The organism is Clostridia bacterium (genome assembly GCA_034926675.1).
Classification (GTDB): Bacteria; Bacillota; DTU025; order DTU025; family DTU025; genus JAYFQW01.
This window is the reverse complement of record JAYFQW010000063.1, coordinates 17,334-37,322: the sequence shown is the minus strand read 5'-3', so window position 1 is coordinate 37,322 and position 19,989 is coordinate 17,334. Positions and strand designations below refer to the sequence as shown.

Annotated in this window: 17 protein-coding genes; 16 read left to right on the top strand and 1 reads right to left on the bottom strand. The window is 60.5% G+C overall.

Annotation, left to right across the window (positions count from 1 at the left end):
• Positions 1 to 233: 233 nt before the first annotated feature.
• The 12 genes from VB144_13460 to rimO all read left to right on the top strand — a co-directional run bounded on the left by VB144_13460 (position 234) and on the right by rimO (position 13,615).
• The gene (locus VB144_13460; protein ID MEA4884633.1) at positions 234 to 974 is read left to right on the top strand and encodes an ATP-dependent Clp protease proteolytic subunit; all 741 of its coding nucleotides are present in this window, start codon (positions 234 to 236) and stop codon (positions 972 to 974) included.
• Positions 974 to 1,201 (top strand): YlzJ-like family protein, encoded by a 228-nt coding sequence (locus VB144_13455; protein MEA4884632.1) that lies wholly within the window; start codon positions 974 to 976, stop codon positions 1,199 to 1,201. The genes VB144_13460 and VB144_13455 overlap by 1 nt, the downstream gene beginning before the upstream one ends.
• Before the next feature lie 81 nt (positions 1,202 to 1,282).
• Positions 1,283 to 2,305 carry a Na/Pi symporter gene (locus VB144_13450; GenBank protein ID MEA4884631.1) on the top strand — a complete coding sequence of 341 codons (1,023 nt, stop codon included), beginning with the start codon at positions 1,283 to 1,285 and terminating at the stop codon, positions 2,303 to 2,305.
• Entirely contained in the window at positions 2,256 to 3,089 is an 834-nt protein-coding gene (locus tag VB144_13445; protein MEA4884630.1) for an undecaprenyl-diphosphate phosphatase, read from the top strand. Before VB144_13450 ends, VB144_13445 begins: the two co-directional genes overlap by 50 nt.
• 27 nt (positions 3,090 to 3,116) lie before the next feature.
• Positions 3,117 to 5,615 carry a DNA translocase FtsK gene (locus VB144_13440; protein ID MEA4884629.1) on the top strand — a complete coding sequence of 833 codons (2,499 nt, stop codon included), beginning with the start codon at positions 3,117 to 3,119 and terminating at the stop codon, positions 5,613 to 5,615.
• A 27-nt stretch (positions 5,616 to 5,642) separates the two neighbouring features.
• Positions 5,643 to 6,080: a helix-turn-helix domain-containing protein gene (locus VB144_13435; protein MEA4884628.1), complete on the top strand. Its 438-nt coding sequence runs from the start codon at positions 5,643 to 5,645 to the stop codon at positions 6,078 to 6,080.
• Positions 6,056 to 8,098 (top strand): YgiQ family radical SAM protein, encoded by a 2,043-nt coding sequence (locus VB144_13430; GenBank protein ID MEA4884627.1) that lies wholly within the window; start codon positions 6,056 to 6,058, stop codon positions 8,096 to 8,098. The genes VB144_13435 and VB144_13430 overlap by 25 nt, the downstream gene beginning before the upstream one ends.
• Positions 8,055 to 10,205 (top strand): hypothetical protein, encoded by a 2,151-nt coding sequence (locus VB144_13425; GenBank protein ID MEA4884626.1) that lies wholly within the window; start codon positions 8,055 to 8,057, stop codon positions 10,203 to 10,205. Before VB144_13430 ends, VB144_13425 begins: the two co-directional genes overlap by 44 nt.
• Positions 10,205 to 11,101, top strand: a complete 897-nt coding sequence (locus VB144_13420) for a GNAT family N-acetyltransferase (protein ID MEA4884625.1) — start codon at positions 10,205 to 10,207, stop codon at positions 11,099 to 11,101. The genes VB144_13425 and VB144_13420 overlap by 1 nt, the downstream gene beginning before the upstream one ends.
• Positions 11,089 to 11,358, top strand: coding sequence for a TMEM165/GDT1 family protein (locus tag VB144_13415; GenBank protein ID MEA4884624.1), 270 nt, complete (start codon positions 11,089 to 11,091; stop codon positions 11,356 to 11,358). The genes VB144_13420 and VB144_13415 overlap by 13 nt, the downstream gene beginning before the upstream one ends.
• A gap of 15 nt (positions 11,359 to 11,373) precedes the next feature.
• On the top strand, positions 11,374 to 12,177 hold the full coding sequence (locus VB144_13410; protein MEA4884623.1) for a tetratricopeptide repeat protein: 804 nt from the start codon (positions 11,374 to 11,376) through the stop codon (positions 12,175 to 12,177).
• 19 nt (positions 12,178 to 12,196) lie between these two features.
• Positions 12,197 to 13,615 carry a 30S ribosomal protein S12 methylthiotransferase RimO gene (rimO, locus tag VB144_13405; protein ID MEA4884622.1) on the top strand — a complete coding sequence of 473 codons (1,419 nt, stop codon included), beginning with the start codon at positions 12,197 to 12,199 and terminating at the stop codon, positions 13,613 to 13,615.
• Positions 13,616 to 13,692: 77 nt separating this feature from the next.
• On the opposite strand, the gene VB144_13400 is transcribed toward rimO, so the two are convergent.
• Entirely contained in the window at positions 13,693 to 14,943 is a 1,251-nt protein-coding gene (locus VB144_13400; protein MEA4884621.1) for a Glu/Leu/Phe/Val dehydrogenase, read from the bottom strand.
• A 223-nt stretch (positions 14,944 to 15,166) separates the two neighbouring features.
• On the opposite strand from VB144_13400, the gene VB144_13395 reads away from it, so the two are divergent.
• From VB144_13395 to VB144_13380, 4 genes are all read left to right on the top strand, one after another.
• Entirely contained in the window at positions 15,167 to 16,183 is a 1,017-nt protein-coding gene (locus VB144_13395; protein MEA4884620.1) for a BMP family ABC transporter substrate-binding protein, read from the top strand.
• Between the two features lie 135 nt (positions 16,184 to 16,318).
• Positions 16,319 to 17,836, top strand: a complete 1,518-nt coding sequence (locus VB144_13390) for an ABC transporter ATP-binding protein (GenBank protein ID MEA4884619.1) — start codon at positions 16,319 to 16,321, stop codon at positions 17,834 to 17,836.
• A complete protein-coding gene (locus VB144_13385; GenBank protein ID MEA4884618.1) occupies positions 17,833 to 18,933 on the top strand; it encodes an ABC transporter permease in 1,101 nt (366 codons plus the stop codon). Before VB144_13390 ends, VB144_13385 begins: the two co-directional genes overlap by 4 nt.
• On the top strand, positions 18,930 to 19,883 hold the full coding sequence (locus VB144_13380) for an ABC transporter permease (protein ID MEA4884617.1): 954 nt from the start codon (positions 18,930 to 18,932) through the stop codon (positions 19,881 to 19,883). Before VB144_13385 ends, VB144_13380 begins: the two co-directional genes overlap by 4 nt.
• Positions 19,884 to 19,989 lie beyond the last annotated feature (106 nt).

Sequence of the window (19,989 nt, the reverse complement as noted above, 5' to 3'; positions counted from 1 at the left end):
GCCTTGTTGTGCAATCTCTTAAGGACCAGCTCAGGCAGGCAATTGCCTCTTTCCTGTTCGTTCGCACTGGCAGGAGGCCGATGGTGATCCCCGTGGTTGTCGATGTCTAGCTCGTCCCAGGCCGCAGTCGGGTCCTGATGGTGGATTTCCTGCAACTGCGTCCCGGGCATACATATTTGACTGTAGTCCACCCTCATACTAACCGTACCGAAGGATCGGAGGTGCGGCCCTGTATGAGGGTGGAGTCTGAGACTGACCCGGGGGCGGGTGCTCCAGAGGCCCAGACCGCTATTGGCGCTGTCAGGGAGTTCGGCGAGGCTGCAACCCCTGCGCCGCCCCGCAGCAACGTCCACGTGTTGAGCATCATTGGACAGATCGAGGGACACACGGTCCTTCCTCCCCAGAACAAGACCACCAAGTATGAGCATGTGATGCCGCAGCTGGTGGCGATAGAACAGAACCCGGATATCGAAGGGCTTCTCATTCTCCTCAACACTGTGGGCGGCGATGTTGAGGCAGGCTTGGCTATTTCAGAACTCCTCGCAGGGATGACCAAGCCTTCAGTCAGCATCGTGCTCGGAGGCGGGCATTCGATCGCTGTCCCGATCGCGGTGAGCTGCAGCTACTCGATGATCGCAAGCACCGCTACCATGACCATTCACCCGTTGCGCCTCTCCGGTCAGCTTGTCATAGGCACGCAGCAGACATACGAGTACCTTGAACGCATGCAGGAGAGGGTCATCAAGTTCGTATCAGAGCACTCTCGGTGCAGCGCTGAAAAGTTCCGTGAGCTCATGTTCAGAACAGGAGAGCTGCTCCGGGATGTCGGAACCGTCCTAGTAGGGGAGACCGCCGTTGAGGCCGGGCTCATCGATTCGGTGGGAGGCCTGAGTGGCGCTTTGGCCAAGCTAGACGAGCTCATAGCGGCGAGAAGGAAGATCACCGGCCGCAAGGGCAAGAGGCGGGTGCACTAATGCTCTACACTGTGATGCCCATAGAGCAGGTGCTTTCACCTTTTGTGGCTGATGGTGGAGATCCTCTCCCGGTGCTTGCAGCAGTCGACGGAGTGCAGGTCCTGATCGTCCCTTCCGACGCTGGAAGGGGGCGGATCGAAAGAGTGCTGTCGACTGACCCCGCCGATTACCTGAACCCGTCTCTAGCGCCAGGCACAGTCGTGGATATGCCGCGCCCTAACGTGTAGAAGATCCGGCGCGCTGCATAGGACGCCAGCCGGCAGCATACGGTTTTGCGACCGAATGTGCCGCCGGCGAGGTGTATTGTGATGATTACAGCAATTCCGTTTGCGGGAGGCCTTGCCCTGTTTCTGTTATCGCTTACCGGGATGAGCAGGGCATTGGGAGAGGTTCTTTCCCCTCGCACCAGGACGGTGCTGACAGGGGCCTCGGTTCCGGCCGCGTTTGCTTTTGGAGCGGGCGCCACCGCCTTGCTTCAAAGCTCCACGCTGGTGAGTGTTACCCTGGTGGGGCTGGTGAGTGCGCGTGCAATGGGCCTCGCGCCGGCGTTCGCGGCTGTGCTTGGGGCGAACGTGGGGACCACCATAACGGCGCAAATCGCGGGGTTTCGTCCGACCTGGCTTGGGTGGATTGCCGCAGTGGCAGGGCTTCTGCTCGTGGGGTGGGCACGGGCTGCCGCGCGGATGCGTGGAGGCAAGGCACTCCGGGCGCGAGCTAGGCAGCAGAGTCTGGCAGGCGGGGCAGCCATGGGTTTTGGCGGTGTGGTGCTGGGCCTCGACCTCATGGGGCAGGCCTGCTCAGCAGTTGCAGATTCCAACACCATCAGGCTCGTGCTCACAATGGCATCTGGCAACACGGTGTTGGCGGCCTTTGCCGGTGTCGCGGTGACCGCAGCGGTGCAGAGCTCGGCCCTAGTGAGCAGCTTACTTGTGGAGCTGACCTCGGGGGGGCTGATTGCGCTTCCCGGGGCGGTGGCTATGATGATCGGCAGCAATGTGGGGACGTGCATAACTGCACTTCTGGCATCGGTTCCGGCGGGCGATGACGCGAAGGCTCTTGCCAGGGCGAACATCATTTTCAACCTGGTCGGCGCAGGGATCTTCCTGCCGCTCATCGGCCCGGTTTGCCAGGCGCTTCGCCTCACATCGCCTGATTCCGGCGTGCAGCTGGCGAATGCGCACACCCTGTTCAACCTGGCGACTGCTCTGTTAGTTCTTCCGTTCTCCAGGCAGTTCGTTGCGGCGGTGAGAGGCCGCCGGAACCAGAAGGAGAGGTTCAACCATGACTACGCTGCAGGCAACTATGCTAGGAATCGTGCAAGGCCTAACTGAGTTCCTTCCTGTTTCCAGCTCAGGTCATCTAGTCCTTGCTCAGAGCATCATGGGAATCGAACCCGGGGTCACGTTCGACCTCGGAGTCCACGTCGGGACTGCATTCGCAGTGCTCGCCGTGTACGGCCGGGATGTGGTCCGGATAATCGCGGGGTTATTCCGCGGCATTCTGCGTCGAGACGGCAGCGCGAGGCTTGCCCTATGCCTCTTCATCACCAGCATTCCTGCGGCCATGGTGGGCCTCTTAGCTGGCGATGCAGTGGAGAGCGCCTTTGCCTCTCCGGCATTCGTTGGCGGAGGTCTCATACTCTCCGGCTTCGTGCTGTGGTGTTCAGACCGACTGATGGCCGGCAGCCCACGGCGATCGAAGCGGGGCGGTTCCTCAGGGTGCAGCATGTCGTACGGCCAGGCCTTCGAAGTGGGAGTCGGACAAGCCTTGGCCGTGTTCCCCGGAGTATCCAGATCGGGCCTGACTATCGCATCAGGAGTTGGGGTGGGGCTTGAGAGATCCTTCGCCGCGACCTACTCCTTCATCGCGTCTCTCCCAGTGATCGCAGGCGCGGCCGTGCTTTGGCCGATCAGGAACGGCAGCGGCATTGCATCCGCCGACCTTCGCTTCATCGCAACAGGCGCCCTGGCCTCCTTTGTTTCCGGTGTTGTCGCCATCGCTCTTCTTCGGAAACTCATTCAGCAGGCGAGGCTTCGAGTGTTCGCTTACTACTTGTGGGCTGTTGGAACTGCCACTATCCTTTGGACGGCTAGAGGATTGTTGCTCGGGAAGTAGAATTGACCTCCGATGAGGTGAGATGATTTGGCTTCACAGCGCTCAGTCCGGCGCCCTACCAGAACTGCCTCGTCTGCTGGCCCACGGCGGAAACGCGAGCGGGCAAGATGCAGCAGGCCGTTTGGAGGCGACCTCCAGGCTGAGCTGGGTGGTATATTCCTTCTGGCGGCCGCAGGCATTTCCCTGGTTTCCCTCGCGCGCGGCCCCGCCGGGTACGTTGGCGGTATGGCAGCGAATGCCCTTGTTTCAGCGTTCGGGCGCGGCTCGTACGCGGTGCCGCTGCTTGCCGCAGTGACCGGCCTTCTGATGCTCGCACGGAGAACCGGATACGTAGTGTCCATTAGGTTGATCGGGCTTCTCGCTGCGGCATCTGCAGTGGTGGTCGCGTTCGAGATGAACGCCAGAGGCGATTCTGGGCTGCACATGGGGTTTGTGCAGTATGTTCAGGGGGTCGCCGGAGGAACTGCGGAAGCGCCAGGTCGACTGGGCGGAGGCGCACTCGGCGCCGGGGCTGCGTGGGCTATGCTCAGGCTGTTCGGGCTCACCGGATCCTGGATAGCCGTCATCGCGTTAGGAGCAGCCGGCCTTGGAGTGGCGGCCAACATTCCCCTCGCTGTGTCGGCATCCTGGATCGTCAGAATGGCATGGGGCCTTATTTGCCTCGTGTTCCACGGAATCAGGATGGGGTTCGACTATATCGTCATCAACATCTTTGAGGAGAGGCCCGGACTGTGCAGCGCCGATCATGCGTCCGGCAAGTCGATCTCGGGCGGCGTCGCCGGCCTAGCGCCGAAGGATCCAGCCCCGAGCACGGCAGAGAGTGTTGCGCAGGCCGCTGTGCCCAGCGGAATGCCCAGTGACAATGGGGCGCCGATCCGGACGGCTTCGTCTGCTCATCCCGATGCCCGGAGTGGGCCTGACATAGAAACTGCGATTTCCGCTTCGGGGCCGCTCCGACAGCTGAAGCTGATCGATGATTCCCAGCTGACGGAGCTTCCGCCCACCAGTCTCCTCCACGCGCCCGCGAAGCGGAGAGGGCGCGCAGATGCAGAGGATCCGGGTGCTCAGGGAGTAATTCTTGAGGAAACGCTAGCCAGTTTCGGAGTGCAGGCCAAGGTGGCAGCGTTTAGCCGGGGTCCGGTGGTTACCAGGTTCGAGGTGCAGCCTGGCGTCGGGGTCAAGGTCTCGAAGATAGTCAACCTCGCCGACGATCTGGCATTGGCCTTTGCCTCGGCAGGGGTCCGAATTGAGGCGCCCATCCCTGGCAAGGCGGCTGTTGGAATCGAGGTTCCCAACAAAGAGAAGGCCTTCGTGCTGTTCCGCGAGGTCCTTGAATCCAAGGAGTTCCAGGATGCCAGTTCCCGGCTTACTATGGCCCTCGGCAAGGACATAGCGGGCACGCCGGTCGTGTCGGATCTGGCGGATATCCTGCACCTCCTGGTCGCCGGAGCCACCGGATCAGGGAAGAGCGTCTGTTTGAACTCGATCATATGCAGCCTGCTGTTCAAGGCCACTCCCGAAGAAGTAAGGCTTCTCATGATAGACCCTAAGCGGGTGGAACTGTCGGTTTACGACGGCATACCGCATCTCCTCGCGCCTGTGGTCACCGACCCCAAGAAGGCCTCTGGCTACCTCAGATGGGTGGTGGAGGAGATGGAGAACAGATATCGCCTTTTCCAGCTCGCAGGAGCGCGCAATATCGCCCAGTACAACGACATGGCGGCCAAGGGAACAATCGATCAATTCCTGTTCGATTCGGACGGCGCTAGTGGGGCTGATGCCGAGCCTGATGAGGATAGGCAGGGCCTGACCGCCTCCGATGGCGGATCCGGTGCTGCGAACGAGAGGCCGGCCACGCGGCCGCTCCCATATATCGTGGTGATCGTCGACGAGCTGGCGGACCTGATGATGATAGCTCAGGGAGAGGTGGAGGAGGCAATTGCGCGCCTCGCCTTCATGGCCAGGGCCGCCGGAATTCACCTGATAATCGCTACTCAGAGGCCATCTGTCGACATAATTACGGGCATAATCAAGGCGAACATACCTTCCAGAATAGCGTTTGCCGTCTCATCCGGGATTGACTCTCGGATTATCCTCGACACTGCTGGAGCAGAGCGGCTTCTGGGCAAGGGGGATATGCTGTTTCATCCCGTTGGTCTCCCGAAGCCAATTCGTGTGCAGGGCGCCTTCATCTCCGACGAGGAGGTGGCTGCCCTGGTTGACTACCTTCGCAAGCGAGGCAGGCCCAGTTACGAGGCCCAGAGTGTCGAGACTTCACGGGAAGGCCCACAGGGGATCGCCGAGGATGATGAGCTTTTCGCTGAGGCAGCGCGGCTGGTGGTGCAGACTGGGGAAGCGTCCATATCGAAAGTCCAGCGCAGGTTCAGGGTGGGCTACGCGCGTGCGGCGAGGCTCATCGACACCATGGAAGTGCTGGGCATCGTCGGTCCGTACGAGGGGAGCAAGCCCAGGAAAGTGTTCATGAGCGAGCACGAGCTCAGCGAGGCGCTTGGGCGCCGCAGCTGACTGCGGGGATGACTGGAGGTGCTGTTGTTGGATGAGATAGGGGCGATGCTCAAGGAGGAGCGGGAGGCGCGTGGAATCACCCTTGAACAGGTGAGCGAGGCTACCAAGATTCGAACCAAGTATCTCGTAGCGATTGAGCAGGGCGAGTATGACGTCATCGCCGGCGAGGTCTACCTGAAGGGGTTCATTCGCAACTACGCCGATTGTATCGGACTCGATGGCGCGGACCTGATTGCTCAGTTCAGCGAATCGCGGCGGGCTGAGGAGAAGGCGGCTCTCAGGCAGTTGGAGCGGGAACGGGCCGGCCGAACCGAGAGATCCAAGCGCGAGACGCGGGATCGAAGGAGCCGAAACGTGGTCAGGGTCATCACTGTGCTTCTGTTTGCAGTCGTGATCGCCCTCGGCCTGTACTATGCAGGGCGGGCGTTGGGGTTGTTCAGATGGAGACTGCCGTGGATCGGATGAGTGGAGAAGATCTCCTGCCGATGAGCACGGAGGATCTTGACGCACTCGGATGGGACCGTCCAGACATCACTCTGGTGACTGGGGATGCCTATGTGGACCACCCCACGTTCGGTGTCGCCCTCCTCGGCAGGCTGCTGCAGGCGAGGGGATATCGGGTGGCGGTGATCGCCCAACCCGACTGGAGATCAAGAGAGGCCTTTGAGGCCATGCCGCCTCCGGCCCTGTTCTTCGGGGTGAGCGCGGGCAACGTTGATTCCATGGTGGCGAACCGCACTCCTACTGGGAGGAGAAGGCGGATCGATGCCTACTCCCCGGGAGGAACAGCGGGGCGCAGGCCCGATCGGGCGGTGATAGTCTACTCCAATCGGTTACGGGAGTGTTTCCCGGGCGTTCCGATTGTCATAGGCGGACTTGAGGCGAGCCTGCGAAGGTTCGCCCATTACGACTACTGGGATGGCGCTGTCCGAAGGTCGATACTGCTGGATTCCAAGGCTGATCTGCTAGTATACGGAATGGGCGAACGGGCCGCGTGCGAGATTGCAGACAGGCTTTCTGGGGGTGAGCGGAATCTTCAGGGAATCTCCGGCACCGCGGCGGTATCCAGGGAGATCCCTGAGCCTGGTCTGGGAGAGACGGACGCAGACGGCCGTGGCCCCCGAACTGCATGGCTTGAGATCCCGTCATTCGAAGAGGTCATAGCCGACAAGCCCACGTTCGCTAGAGCATTCGATATGATCCGGGCCGAGATGGCAAAACCGCATCCCAGGGGAATCATCCAGCGCCACGGTGACCGTGTGGTGATTCAGAACTCCCCATCCGCATCACTCACTACTCCCGAGATGGATTCGATATATGAACTGCCGTTCACTCGCAGATGGAGCCGGGTCTACGATGACGCGGGCGGGGTGCCCGCCCTTGAAGAGGTGCTGTTCAGCATCACGTCGCACCGCGGCTGCCTCGGAGGGTGCTCTTTCTGCGCCATATGGGCTCACCAGGGCGGCGCCATACAGCGCAGAAGCGTTGAATCGCTGGTCCGCGAGGCCAGACGCTTGGCTTCGGATCCTCGGTTCCGGGGAGTTATTCACGATGTGGGTGGACCCACGGCGAACTTCTATGCGGCTGGTTGCGCCCGCGGGGAAAGGTGCGGGGTACGGGAGTGCCTATTCCCCGAGCCGTGCCCTAATCTGCTGCGCGACCATACCGAGTACATCAGGGCCTTGAGAAAGATAAGAGCTGTTCCCGGAGTGCGCAAGGTATTTGTGCGGTCCGGAGTGAGATACGACTATGCGATGCTCGATGATTCCGGGGGGTTTCTTCCCGAGCTTGTGGCGCATCATGTGAGCGGACAGCTCAAAGTTGCACCTGAGCACGTGTCGGATAGAGTTCTCGCACTCATGCGCAAGCCTGGGTGCGACGTGTACGAGGCTTTCACTGAGGAGTACAAGCGGCTGAACCGGGTGAAAGGCAAGGACCAGTATCTGGTGCCGTACTTCATCTCCGGACATCCAGGGTCGACCCTGGCCGATGCAGTTGCCCTGGCCGACTACATACTATCCCTCGGATACACTCCAGAGCAGGTGCAGGACTTCACTCCCACACCGATGACAGAGGCCACATGCATGTACTACACGGGCCTCGATCCCCGGACGGGAAAGGCGGTCCACGTGGCCACGGGCCGCGAAAAGGCGATGCAGAGGGCGTTGCTGCAGCCAGCCAAGGCAGAGAACAGGGAGCTTGTGGCGGAGGCGTTTGCGGCTGTGGGGCGGCCATTCCCCACCGCGCTGGGTTCCCGCGAGGCGCCGCGAGCCTCACGAACGCGGGCGCCGAAGTCGCGCGTGCCAGGCAAGCCTCAGCAATCAGCCTTGAGGCATGGCGCCAGGCTCGCGGAGAGGGCAGATGCGCGTTCAGGTGAACGCGGACGCGATGGCCGGGGTGTGAACCCCAGGTCGAGCAGGGAAGAGAGGGGGGAGCGGCATGCGAACGGTTCAGGACCTCGTAGACGATCTCGCAAGAGTTGAGGGAAGGCTGCTTGATGAGACGGTTTTCGAATTCTTCCACCGCGGACCGAAGGCCCTGGATAAGCTTCTCTCCTACTGGGAGCAGCGTGCCGACGACAACCTCCGAAGACGGATCGGGGCATCTGTGCTGAATCAGTGGAACCGCATTCAAGAAGCCCTTGTGGAGCTTCCACCGACCGCTCTTGGGTCTCCGGGAGTGAGGTTCGGCCTCGGCCTCGGCCCCTCCGGCGCCATCGCACGGCGAGCACAGCGCTGCATAGAACAGGGCAGAATCGAGACCGCGGCCGGGATAGCCGCGGTTCTCGCAGCAACAGAGAGGACTGGCGTGGATCATGCTGTTCTCGAGGCTCGCCTTGCGATCGCTGGGGGAAGGCCGGAGGAGGCGCTGTCTCGACTTGAACCGTATCTCAACCCGGGCCCGGGCTTCGATGAGATAGCGCAGTGGATGTCGGTGGCGTCTCTTGCGTCAGGGGCGCGGGCCGAGGCCATGTCGTTGCGGCTTGCGGCCGAACCGGACGCGGAATTCCTGGCGAGAGCGATGCAGGGCCTGATCTGTGCTTGTGAACGCGATGAGCTTGCCAGATGCATTACGGAGGTTGCGCGCCGCGGGGACCTCGCCGGATGGCGCCTGATGGCGGAGGCTGCTGCCCTCGCCGAGCTAGAGATGGAGCGCGACGCGGTCGAGCTGATCGGGCGCCTACTGGGGCAGGCAGACGAGATCATCTCACGCTTCTGGGCGCTAGACGCTGCTGCATCCGACATGGAGGCGTCACCACATGAGGCGGCGGTCCGGTCCATGGCTCGGGAGATCGGGGCGATTGGAGAAGAGGCCCGCATATTCGTAAACCAGGTGCGCAGCCTCATCGCGGCGCTGCTTTCCGCCGAGGAGGCGCCAGCCGACTGTGACTTTGGTGGATTCGATGCCATATGCACGCCGGATCGACTACATGAGGCCGCCTCGGGAGATGCTTCCCGCGCCCTCGACGATCATGAGCCAGATTCGGCTCGTCTGCTTCGATTCGCTGCATGTGTACACGGATGGGCCGTCAAATGCGCGTGGCGCGGCGGGGCGTACGAGTTTGAAGTCAGTCGCAGGCAGGGCCAGCAGACAGGACCAGCTCTGCATCAGCCCTGGACGCGCACCGTAGATGGTGCGGGCGATCCTGATGAAATCGAGAATATGCTGAAATCATTGGTCCCACGGGAGGCAGCGTCGGCCCTGATCGAGGCGGTCAGGGAAGGCATCTGCAGTCGGACTCGGCCTCTTCTGGCGGCGGCGGAACACATGCTTGAACAGGTGGATATCCAGCTGTCCGAGCTTATCGCGCAAGCCTGCGAGTCGGCGCAGCCGAACCCGTATCTGAGAGGCATCATCCGGGAAGTGCAGAGGCAGCTTTCGGAATGGCCCGCACTGTGCGCCGCGCCGCAGATTGGCGGCGGCGGATCGGAAGAGGATGGAGCGTGCCTGCAGCCGGAGGCAGACGGACATGGGCGGGCAACAGAGGGGGTCCTCTCACGTGACCAGGAGTGGACGCCTCCCGCCGGGATCGACATCTCCTCTGATTCCGGGCAGGCCCTCTGCACCGCGCATCGCCTGGTGCTAGCGGCTCAGGCGGGGGCGCTTCCGCATGAGCAGGCATCGCTGGCCGTGTTTCTCTTGGGCAAGGCCGTAGAGATTGAAGCCGAGCCCAGGCTCGGCGAGGCGCTGGCAACGCACAAGCTCAGGGCCGTGTTGCTGCGTGAGAGCGTGGAACGTGGCAAGCGCAAGAGGGAGCTCGCCCCGGGAGTGTATGCGAGGGCCATGGCGGTGCTTTCCGACAGCGTGAGCCCAGACAGGATCAGGGGAGGGCTCGATCGACTCGCCTCGCGTGTGCTTGATGGTGGTTCAAAGCCAGTTGCATCGGAGCCTCTTCTGGCAGGCCTCTCATTGGTCTGCTTCGACCCGCTCGGCGATCCTGGCGCGTCAGCTGCCCTGGGGCGAGCTCTCGCGAGGTTTGGGGTACTGAGCACAGCCGGGATCTCCTTGCCTGACTCGAAGAACCTATCGCTGATTGAAGAGGCTGCACTGGAGGCGCTGAAGCAGCTGGGTTCGAGGGGGGCATCCTAGTGGAGAAGGCCTGGGCGAAAGGTGTGGAATACTGGATCACTCCAGCATCCGCCATTGAGATGGATGCTCTGGTTGATCTATTCAACGATGCGTACAGCCAGTACTATGTTGATACGCACGTGACTCCCGATCGCCTGATGAACCTGATTGATAGGGAAGACATTTCCGTGGAGAATTCGTTCATCGTCAGTTCAGGTCAGTACCCTGTTGGCGTCGTTTTCCTGGCAATTCGCGGAGAGCGCGGCTACATCTGCGGCATGGGAGTTCGCTTGGTCTATCAAGGGCGCGGCCTCGGCGAGTTGCTTATGCGGAGAGCGATCTACCAGGCCAGAACGCTCAAGCTCAGTTCCCTGCAGCTTGATGAGGTGGACCGCAATTTCCGTGCAGAGGCACTCTACCGCAAGCTGGGTTTTGTTCAAGTGCGGACCCTTGGCATGTGGAACCGGGATGGGCTTCCGCCGCCCATTGCTGTGCCGGAGCGGGGAGCAATCGATGTCATACTCAGCTCCGCGAGGAGCCGAGACGTTCTGCCCATGTCGATGGTGTTCAACGAAGTGAGGCCCTGCTGGCAGAATGAGGTAGTGTCCTTAGGCAGGCTCTCCCCCAAGTTCTCAGCCTACGTGGCGAGCTGCGGTTCTGCTCCGTGCGGATATGTGCTTTTCGGAGATACGCTTCAGGGGCTTTACCTTGTAGACTTCGCCGTGTCCCCGCAGTTCACCTCGGATGAACGGGAGAGCATAGGCGAGATGCTGATCGCAAGAATCGATGAAGAGACGCGATCCACCGCTTCTCGTGCCTTCAACATGCCTCTGGGAGGGTATCAGGAGAAAGCGCTTCGGGCGACTGGATTTGCGCTGACCCTTCTGCAACAGGAGATGGTGCTGTGTTTAAGGTAGCCATGTCGACGTTCATCTGCGTTTTCCTTGCCGAACTCGGGGATAAGACCCAGCTTGCCACGATGATGCTTGTGGCGGAGGGGAAGTCGCCCTGGGCGGTGTTCGTGGGATCGGCTGCTGCTCTGGTAGTGGCGTCCCTAGTTGGAGTGCTGGCCGGAGGTCTGGTGGCCAGGTACGTCCCTGCTTCGTGGGTGCGGGTGGCCGCAGGTTCAGGCTTTGTGGTGCTCGGTGTCCTGTTGCTCATAGGGAAATTTTAGGAGGTGTGGGCAATCATGTTGACCGTGGCCGAGAAGACAGCCATCCCCAGGGCAGCCCGTGCTGCCATCGTTGTCGGTATGATAGCGCTGATGCTGATCATCATCGCGCCCCTCCATTCACTGGCAACGGCTGCCCCGGACGAGGCGATTGCCGCGGCAGATCTGCGCTGGACGAAGAGAACAGATCCAAAGGAAGCTGACCAGCTGATCACCATGCTTGAGGAAACGGACCGGGAGTCCCCAATGGATGCCGAGGTGTTGTGGAGGCTCGCAAGGGCCTACTGGTGGAAGGGTTGTGGGCTCGCGAAGGATGACCGAAAAGGTCGGATCGAGTGGTTTGAGAAGGCAAAGAGCGCGGCCAAGAACGGCACTGAGGCGGACCCCAGGAACGATAATGCCTTCTACTGGCTTGCTTCATCTATTGGTGAGACCGGCACTGCGAAGGGGATTCTGCAGAGCTTGTTCATGGCGAAGCCCATGAGAGAAGCTCTGGAACGCTGCATTGCTCTGAATCCGGATCGAGCAGATGCCCACAGAGTATTGGCGGAGCTGTACAGGCAGTTGCCAGGGCCTCCGCTGTCCATCGGCAACCGCCAGAAAGCGCTCGAAGAGGCAAGGACCGCGATGAGGCTCGACTCGGAGCCATCTGCTCACCAGCTCACTCTGGCAAGGTGCCTGATTGCTGTGAAGGAATACCGGGAAGCCAGGGAAATCCTGAACACGCTCCTCATGATGGCGCCTGACATTGAGGACCCTCAGGGCGCCCTTGATGACCAGGCGGCAGCGAGGAAAGAGCTTGCGGCCATCGCGGGGAAATGACCAAAGGATGGGTGATCGCGTGACTCCAACGGCAGGACCTGCGAAGGAAGGCGCCCCCAGGGTTGCTGTGTGTTCCCTCGGGTGCTCGAAGAACCTCGTAGATACCGAGAACATGATGGGAATGATCCGCGCGGCGGGAATGGAGATAGTCTCCGACGAGGGCGAGGCAGATGTGGTCCTCGTCAACACTTGCGGCTTCATAGCAGATGCTGCTCAGGAATCGGTCGATTCTATTATCGAGTACGCACACAGGCGAAGTCGGGGCGAGATCCGTGCACTGGTGGTGACTGGCTGCCTCGTGCAGCGGTACGGCAGGGCGCTTACGGAGGAGATGCCCGAGGTAGACGCGATAGTCGGAACCGGAGAGTATGGACGATGCGTGGAGGCGATACAAGGCGCTCTCCGAGGCGAGAAGCTGACAATCGTCGGTAAGGCGGGATACCTGGCATCCGACGGCAGCCCGAGAGTCGTGAGCACTCCGCAGCATTACGCGTACATAAAGATAGGGGAGGGCTGCGCAAACCGGTGCGCCTACTGTCTGATTCCTTCTCTGCGTGGCCCTGTGCGAAGCCGTCCCCTAGAGTCGATCGTTCGGGAGGCGCAGGGCCTAGCTGCGCAGGGAGTCAGGGAGGCAATACTGGTCGCTCAGGACACGACCAGATATGGGCAGGACATCTATGGGGGTCCATCCCTTCCGGCACTGCTGAGGGCGGTAGCCCGGGTAGATGGAATCGAATGGATCAGGGTGATGTATGCCTATCCATCCCGAATAGATGAGGAACTCATCTCCGTGTTCGAGGAGGAGCGCAAGGTAGTCAAGTACATGGACATCCCCATGCAGCATGGGTCGGATAGAGTGCTCACGGCCATGAACCGGAGCTCCTCCCGCGAGCAGATGATGCAGACCGTTCGGGAGATTCGCGCGCGCATCCCCAGAGTCGTCATCCGCACCTCGCTCATAGTGGGATTCCCCGGCGAAACCGAAGCCGATGTCGATGACCTTCTCGATTTCGTGGACACGGTAAGGCCTGAGCGGGCAGGGGTCTTCGAGTTCTCAGCTGAGGAAGGAACACCAGCTTTCGACATGCGCGACCAGGTGCCGTCCTCCATTGCCAAGGAGCGTCGCGGCAGGGTGATGGAGGCCCTCGCTGCGATCTCGCTTGGGTTCGGGAGATCCCGAGTTGGCACGGTCGTCAGGGTGATCGTAGACGGTCCGTCTGCCGAGTCGGACCTGCTTGTTGATGCTCGTTCATACGCTGAGGCCCCAGAGGTGGATGGGACGGTGTTCGTAGGCGATGCTACGCTAAGGCAGGGCGAGTTTGTGGATGTTCGGATAACCGATGCCCGCGATTACGATGCAGCTGCAGAAGTAGTCAGTCGGCCTCCCGCGGGGAACGTGGAGAAGAGTAGCGGGCATCAATGCCGGGCGCACATCTAGTGAATCTAGTGAGGCCGGCCACGCGGGCGCGGCCTCACCAGATTCTCCGCATGCCGCCTTCGCGGCCTTGGATCTGTTTACGGGAAGATCGACCTCATGCGGATCACCTCGGCTACCTTTGCGACTGAGAGCACATAGGCGCCAGTGCGCATGCTGAGGTTCTTCTGCCTTGAGAAGTTCCACACTTCGGCGAAGCTCTTCGTCATGATCGCATCGAGCTTCGTGTTGACCTCCTGCTCCGACCAGTAGTAGTTCTGCAGGTTCTGCACCCACTCGAAATACGACACCACCACGCCGCCTCCATTCGCGAGAATGTCCGGGACGGCTATGATGCCCCTCTCCTCGAGGATCTTATCAGCTGCGGCGGTGGTTGGGCCGTTGGCGCCTTCAACAATCCACTTCGCCTTGATATTCGGCGCGTTGGCCTCGGTGATCTGGCCCTGCAATGCCGCTGGAACCAGCAGATCCACATCCATGGTGAGAAGTTGTGAGTTGGATATCTGGCTGACTCCCGGTGCAGAGTATCCTTCGAGGAACTTGTGCTCTGCAACGTACCTGTTGATATCCGGTATGTTGAGGCCAGCAGGGTTGCAGATTCCACCGGTGACATCGCTGACTGCAACGATCTTGCAGCCCAACTCGTGTATGAGTGTGGCAGAGAGGGATCCGACGTTCCCGTATCCCTGCACCGCACAGGTGACCTCGGATGGCTTACGGCCTGCTCTTGCCAGGATCTCGCGAGTGGTGAACATCACGCCTCGGCCAGTGGCCTCCTTGCGGCCTAGCGATCCGCCAAGCGGGATGGGCTTCCCCGTTACCACTGCGGGCGTGTACACTCCGGCGAGTGTGGAGTATGTGTCGACGAACCAGCCCATCACCTTGGCATCAGTGCCCATATCAGGCGCTGGGATGTCCTTCTCAGGCCCAATCATCGTGTAGATTGCCGAAACGTAACGTCTGGTGAGCCTCTTCAGCTCACCCTGGGAGAGTTTGAGCGGATCTACTTGGATTCCGCCCTTTCCTCCGCCGTAGGGTATGCCAGCAACCGCACACTTCCATGTCATCCATGAGGCCAAGGCCTTGACCTCATCCATACAGACGTCGGTAGCGTATCGGACGCCGCCTTTGGCTGGACCTCGCGCGGTGGAATGGTGGCACCTGTAGCCCATGAACACCTTGATGCTTCCGTCGTCCATCTCAACTGGCAGTGAGACTTCGAGCGTCCGCTCGGGTTGGGCAAGGATCTCGTACAGTCCCGGCTCGAGGTTAAGTATTCTCGCTGCTGTCGAGAGCCGGGCCAGCACCTGTTCATACTGGCTGTCTGCCATTTGACTACCCCCATTTGCGTATACGATACAGCATGCGAGTGTATTTTCGCCGTTTGCTGGCAGGCTCCTCCTTGGGTTTGGAATATTTAGCATCGCGATTCCGGAGAACCTGCCCTGGCATGGAGAGCAGACGGAAGCCACAACTTGCTGCGAGTGAGAAGGAATTCGCCCGCAAGCGGCGAAACTGTCCTTGTCCAAGAACCTTGTTTGGGAGGATGATTGTATGAAGTCCTTGAAACGCGCTCTGGTATTTCTGCTTGCAGCCGGCATGCTCGTATGCATGGCTCTGCCCGCGTTCACCGCTTCGGCGCCGAAGGTCGGCATCGTATTCGATATCGGCGGCCTTGGCGACCAGTCGTTTAACGATTCCGCCTACGTCGGCCTGAAGAGGCTTGAGAAGGAACTCGGCGCGAAGATCTCTTATATAGAGTCGCGCACTCCGTCAGATTACGAGGGCAACCTAGCTTCCCTGGCGCGCGATGGCCACGATGTGGTATGGGGAATCGGATTCCTCATGGCCGACGCGGTGAAGAATGTCTCGCAGCAGTACCCGAACGTCAAGTTTGGAATCATCGACTATGGCTACAGCGATGATGAGTACAAGGCCATGAAGAACGTCCTCGGTGTCCTCTACAAGGAGCATGAGGGATCGTTCCTAGTCGGCGTGCTCGCAGCTCTCACCACGAAGACCAACAAGGTGGGCTTCGTGGGAGGCATGAAGTTCGCCGTCATCGAGCGCTTTGAGGCTGGCTTCAAGTGCGGCGTGTGGAAAACGAATCCAGACATCGTAATCCTCGACAACTACACCGGCACTTTCAATGATTCTGTGAAGGGCAAGACAGTTGCACTTTCGATGTTCAGGCAGAAGGCAGACGTGGTGTTCCACGCGGCCGGCGCTACCGGCATCGGCGTGATCGATGCGGCCAAGGAGAACGGCCTATGGGCTATCGGCGTCGATTCCGACCAGGCGCATCTCGCCCCGAAGAATGTGCTCAACTCCATGATCAAGAGGGTTGACGTGGGCGTGTTCGAGGGCACAAAGATGTTGCTCGATCCGAAGTTCAAGTCGGGCACCAAGGTGTTCGGAATCGCTGAGGACGGCGTCGGGCTGGCGCCCGAGGCTTCGAACAATGCATCCAAGGAAGCCACCGCCAAGGCGAACGAGTGGGCCGAGAAGATCCGCAAGGGCCAGTACGTTGTCCCTGAGGCTCCTCCGCAGTCCGCGAAGGATCTCAAGTAGCCAACTGACTCTGCAATCGGCGTACTCTGGCAGCAAGAGCAGGGATTGGGCGCTGGAGTCCTAGGGCTTCAGCGCCTAGTCTTGACTGGAGGGACGTTTATGGGAGAGAAGGCCCAGGGTGTCCCCGTATTATCGATGCGCGGAATCACCAAAGCTTTCCCTGGCATTCTGGCGAACGATGCGGTCGACTTCACTCTTAAAGAGGGCGAGATCCACACCTTACTCGGCGAGAACGGAGCGGGCAAGACCACGCTCATGAAAATCCTCTATGGGCTCTATAGGGCTGAAGCCGGAACCATCACAGTGCGGGGCAAAGAGGCCCAGATCAGCGAACCCAACGATGCGCTGAAGCTTGGAATCGGCATGGTGCACCAGCACTTCATGCTCATCCCTCAGTTCACTGTTGCGGAGAACCTCGTCCTCGGCGATGAGCCTACGCACAACTTGGTGTTCATGGACATGAAGGCTGCAGTGGCCAGGGTGAGGGAGATCTCGGAGCAATACGGGCTGGCTATTGACCCCAATGCTAAGGTAATGAACATCTCCGTGGGGATGCAGCAGAGGGTGGAGATCCTCAAGGCGCTGCTTCGAGGAGCGGACATTCTGATACTGGACGAACCGACAGCGGTGCTCACCCCGCAGGAAGTGTCGGAGCTCTTCACGATCATGAGAAACCTCAGGGCGACGGGGAAATCGATCATCTTCATCAGCCACAAGCTCAAAGAGGTCATGGCCGTGTCGGACCGGGTCACTGTGATCAGCCGAGGCAAGGTGGTGGGCTCAGTCGCAACATCCAGCACCGATACGCATCAGCTCGCGAGAATGATGGTCGGGCGCGATGTGGAACTAGTGGTTGAGAAGGGGCCGTCGAATCCAGGGGCGGACGTGCTGGTCGTAGACGGGTTGCGGGTCCTTGATAACCGGCGCCTCCTGGCAGTGCGCGGTGTCTCGTTCTCAGTTCGCGGCGGTGAGATACTCGGCATAGCCGGTGTTGATGGCAACGGACAGAGCGAGCTCATTGAGGCCATCACTGGAATGCGCAGGGCTGCGGCAGGCACGGTTGTCATTGGAGGAAAAGACGTCACAAACCATTCGCCGAGGCATGTTTTCGAGGCGGGGATTGTCCATATTCCTGCAGACCGCCATCGCCATGGCCTGGTGTTGGATTTCACCGTGGCTGAGAACATGATCCTGCAACAGTACTACAAGCCTCCATTCAGCCGTGGCGGGCAGTTGGCTTGGGACACGATCCATTCCGAGGCGCGCAGGCTGATCCAGGAATACGACGTTCGCACCCCGAACGAGGACGTGTTGGCGGGATCGCTGTCAGGCGGGAACCAGCAGAAGGTCATCGTCGCAAGGGAGCTATCGCGCAAGCCCAACCTCATCGTGGCGGCGCAGCCAACTCGCGGCCTCGACGTGGGAGCGATTGAGTTCGTCCACCACAGGCTTGTGGAGGCGCGCGACGCCGGGAAGGCGGTCCTCCTCGTCTCCCTGGAGCTTGATGAGATCATGGCGCTTGCCGATCGAATCGCTGTCATCTATGAGGGCGAGATCGTTGGCATGCTCGACCGCAGCGAGGCCACTGAGGAGCAGCTTGGGCTCATGATGGCAGGCGCCGCAAGGCAGAAAGCGGGGGTGAGTGGCAGGTGAAGGCCACGAACAAGTCGATCTGGTCGGGGCTGCTTGTCCCTGTGGTTGCAGTGATCGTGGGCCTGCTCGTAGGCGTGGTGCTAATGCTCGCCACCGGAGCGAACCCGATGAAAGCCTATGGCGCACTGCTCAACGGGTCGTTCGGCTCTCTCGTCAACCTCTCGGAGACCATAGTGTACATCAACCCGCTTATCTTCACAGGCCTCTCCATCGCCGTGGCCTTCAGATGCGGGCTGTTCAACATCGGCGCAGAAGGCCAGCTGATTGTGGGAATGGTTGCAGCCGCCGTGGTGGGCTACAGGTTTGCCGGCCTTCCGCGGATAATCCATCTTCCCCTCACCTTGCTCTCAGGCGCTCTCGCCGGGGCCATATGGGCGTCAGTGCCAGGGTTCCTCAAGGCGAAGCTTGGGGTGCATGAAGTAGTGAACAGCATCATGATGAATTACATTGCGCTGTACCTATCGCACTATCTTGTCACGGGGCCCATCAAGGATAGAAGCCTTGCTGCTCCATATAGCCCCGAGATCGCCGACACAGCCAAGCTATCCAGGTTCTTCGGCGGTTTCCATAGCACATACAGAGTGAATACGGGGATCATTGTTGCGATCGCAGCGGTGTTCCTCGTCTACTACCTGCTATACAAGACTACCCTGGGCTATGAGATCCGGGCGGTCGGCCTTAACCAGGATGCCGCGAAATACGCCGGCATCAGCGCCTCCAAGGCCATGCTGATGTCGATGCTTGTTGCCGGTTCCCTCGCGGGGCTCGCCGGAGCGATGCAGGTATGCGGGATTCAGTACAAGTTCCTCGATCTCTTCGCTTTTGAGGGATTCGGCCTCGATGGAATTGCGGTGGCGCTTGTGGGAAAGAACAACCCCATCGGCATACTCGCCTCCGCCTCACTCTTCGGCATGCTGCACCGTGGCTCACAGATGATGCAGGGCATGGCGCATGTGCCTAAGGAGACGGTCGGCATAGTGCAGGCTGTGGTGATTTTCCTGGTTGCAGCTGAAGGCCTTGTGGAAGGATGGATCCCTGGGCGGAGGATACTCACCTCCATCACAAGCAGGACTGGGAAGAGGGAGGGAGTCCGATGAACATCGACTGGGAGATGCTTCAGTACCTTACCATAGACCTCTTGGCATCCACTGTGTTCCTTGCCTCCCCTCTGATTCTCACTGCTGTGGGCGGAGTATTCAGCGAGAGATCCGGAGTGGTGAACATCGGGCTTGATGGCATGATGCTGACCGGCGCCTTCTTCGGCGTTCTCTTCTCATACATCACCAAGAACGCCTGGATCGGCTTTCTCATGGGCGCTATTGCAGGTGCACTGATGGCCTCGATACACGCGGTGGCCAGCATCAAATACAGGGCAAACCAGACCGTGTCTGGCGTTGCCATCAACCTGCTGGCTGCGGCCTTAACTGGGTTCCTGCTCCGCGCCATTTTCGATCGTGCCGGGCAGACCGAGCCCGTCACTAAGCTTGCAAACTGGACCATCCCGTTCATCCTCAAGACACCGATACTCGGCGACATCCTCGGAAGGAATACACCTCCGGTGTATCTCGCCCCAATAGTCGCAGTTCTAGGGCAGATCGTGCTGTTCCGCACTCCTCTGGGCCTTCGGATCCGTGCGTGCGGCGAGCACCCAGAGGCCGCCGACACGGTTGGTGTGAACGTGGCGGGGATACGCTACTTCTGCGTAATACTCAGCGGCTTTCTAGCAGGGATGGGCGGCGTAACACTATCACTGGGGCAGCTCTCCCTGTTTCGCGAGGGCATGAGTTCTGGCCGCGGCTTCATCGCGCTGGCCGCGGTGATATTCGGCAAGTGGACGCCTGTGGGCGCCATGTTGGCGGCCCTCCTATTCGGATTGGCCGACGCGATCCAGCTTACAGCGCAGACCTGGGGCTTCAGGGCGATTCCCCAGGAGTTCCTGTTGATGCTGCCGTACATCATTACCATGGCGGCTCTTGCAGGAATCATCGGGCGTTCGACACCGCCGGCTGCGAGCGGCAAGCCCTACATCAGGAGAGGCGGCGCCTAGGGCCTCGTGGAGGCCATGGCTGCTCCCCGCAGGATGCAGGCGGCCCGGAAGCGCGGACCGCCTGTCTTGCTGTCTGGCCCAGGACTCTGGGGTGGGAACTGCCGCA

Bases quoted from the DNA above. Each gene is read 5' to 3' on its own strand.
- VB144_13395 (MEA4884620.1), top strand. From the start codon at position 15,167: ATGAAGTCCTTGAAACGCGCTCTGGTATTTCTGCTTGCAGCCGGCATG.
- VB144_13430 (MEA4884627.1), top strand. From the start codon at position 6,056: ATGGAGACTGCCGTGGATCGGATGAGTGGAGAAGATCTCCTGCCGATG.
- VB144_13410 (MEA4884623.1), top strand. From the start codon at position 11,374: ATGTTGACCGTGGCCGAGAAGACAGCCATCCCCAGGGCAGCCCGTGCT.
- VB144_13400 (MEA4884621.1), bottom strand. From the start codon at position 14,943: ATGGCAGACAGCCAGTATGAACAGGTGCTGGCCCGGCTCTCGACAGCA.
- VB144_13425 (MEA4884626.1), top strand. From the start codon at position 8,055: ATGCGAACGGTTCAGGACCTCGTAGACGATCTCGCAAGAGTTGAGGGA.
- VB144_13390 (MEA4884619.1), top strand. From the start codon at position 16,319: ATGCGCGGAATCACCAAAGCTTTCCCTGGCATTCTGGCGAACGATGCG.
- VB144_13445 (MEA4884630.1), top strand. From the start codon at position 2,256: ATGACTACGCTGCAGGCAACTATGCTAGGAATCGTGCAAGGCCTAACT.
- VB144_13460 (MEA4884633.1), top strand. From the start codon at position 234: ATGAGGGTGGAGTCTGAGACTGACCCGGGGGCGGGTGCTCCAGAGGCC.
- VB144_13380 (MEA4884617.1), top strand. From the start codon at position 18,930: ATGAACATCGACTGGGAGATGCTTCAGTACCTTACCATAGACCTCTTG.
- VB144_13450 (MEA4884631.1), top strand. From the start codon at position 1,283: ATGATTACAGCAATTCCGTTTGCGGGAGGCCTTGCCCTGTTTCTGTTA.
- VB144_13455 (MEA4884632.1), top strand. From the start codon at position 974: ATGCTCTACACTGTGATGCCCATAGAGCAGGTGCTTTCACCTTTTGTG.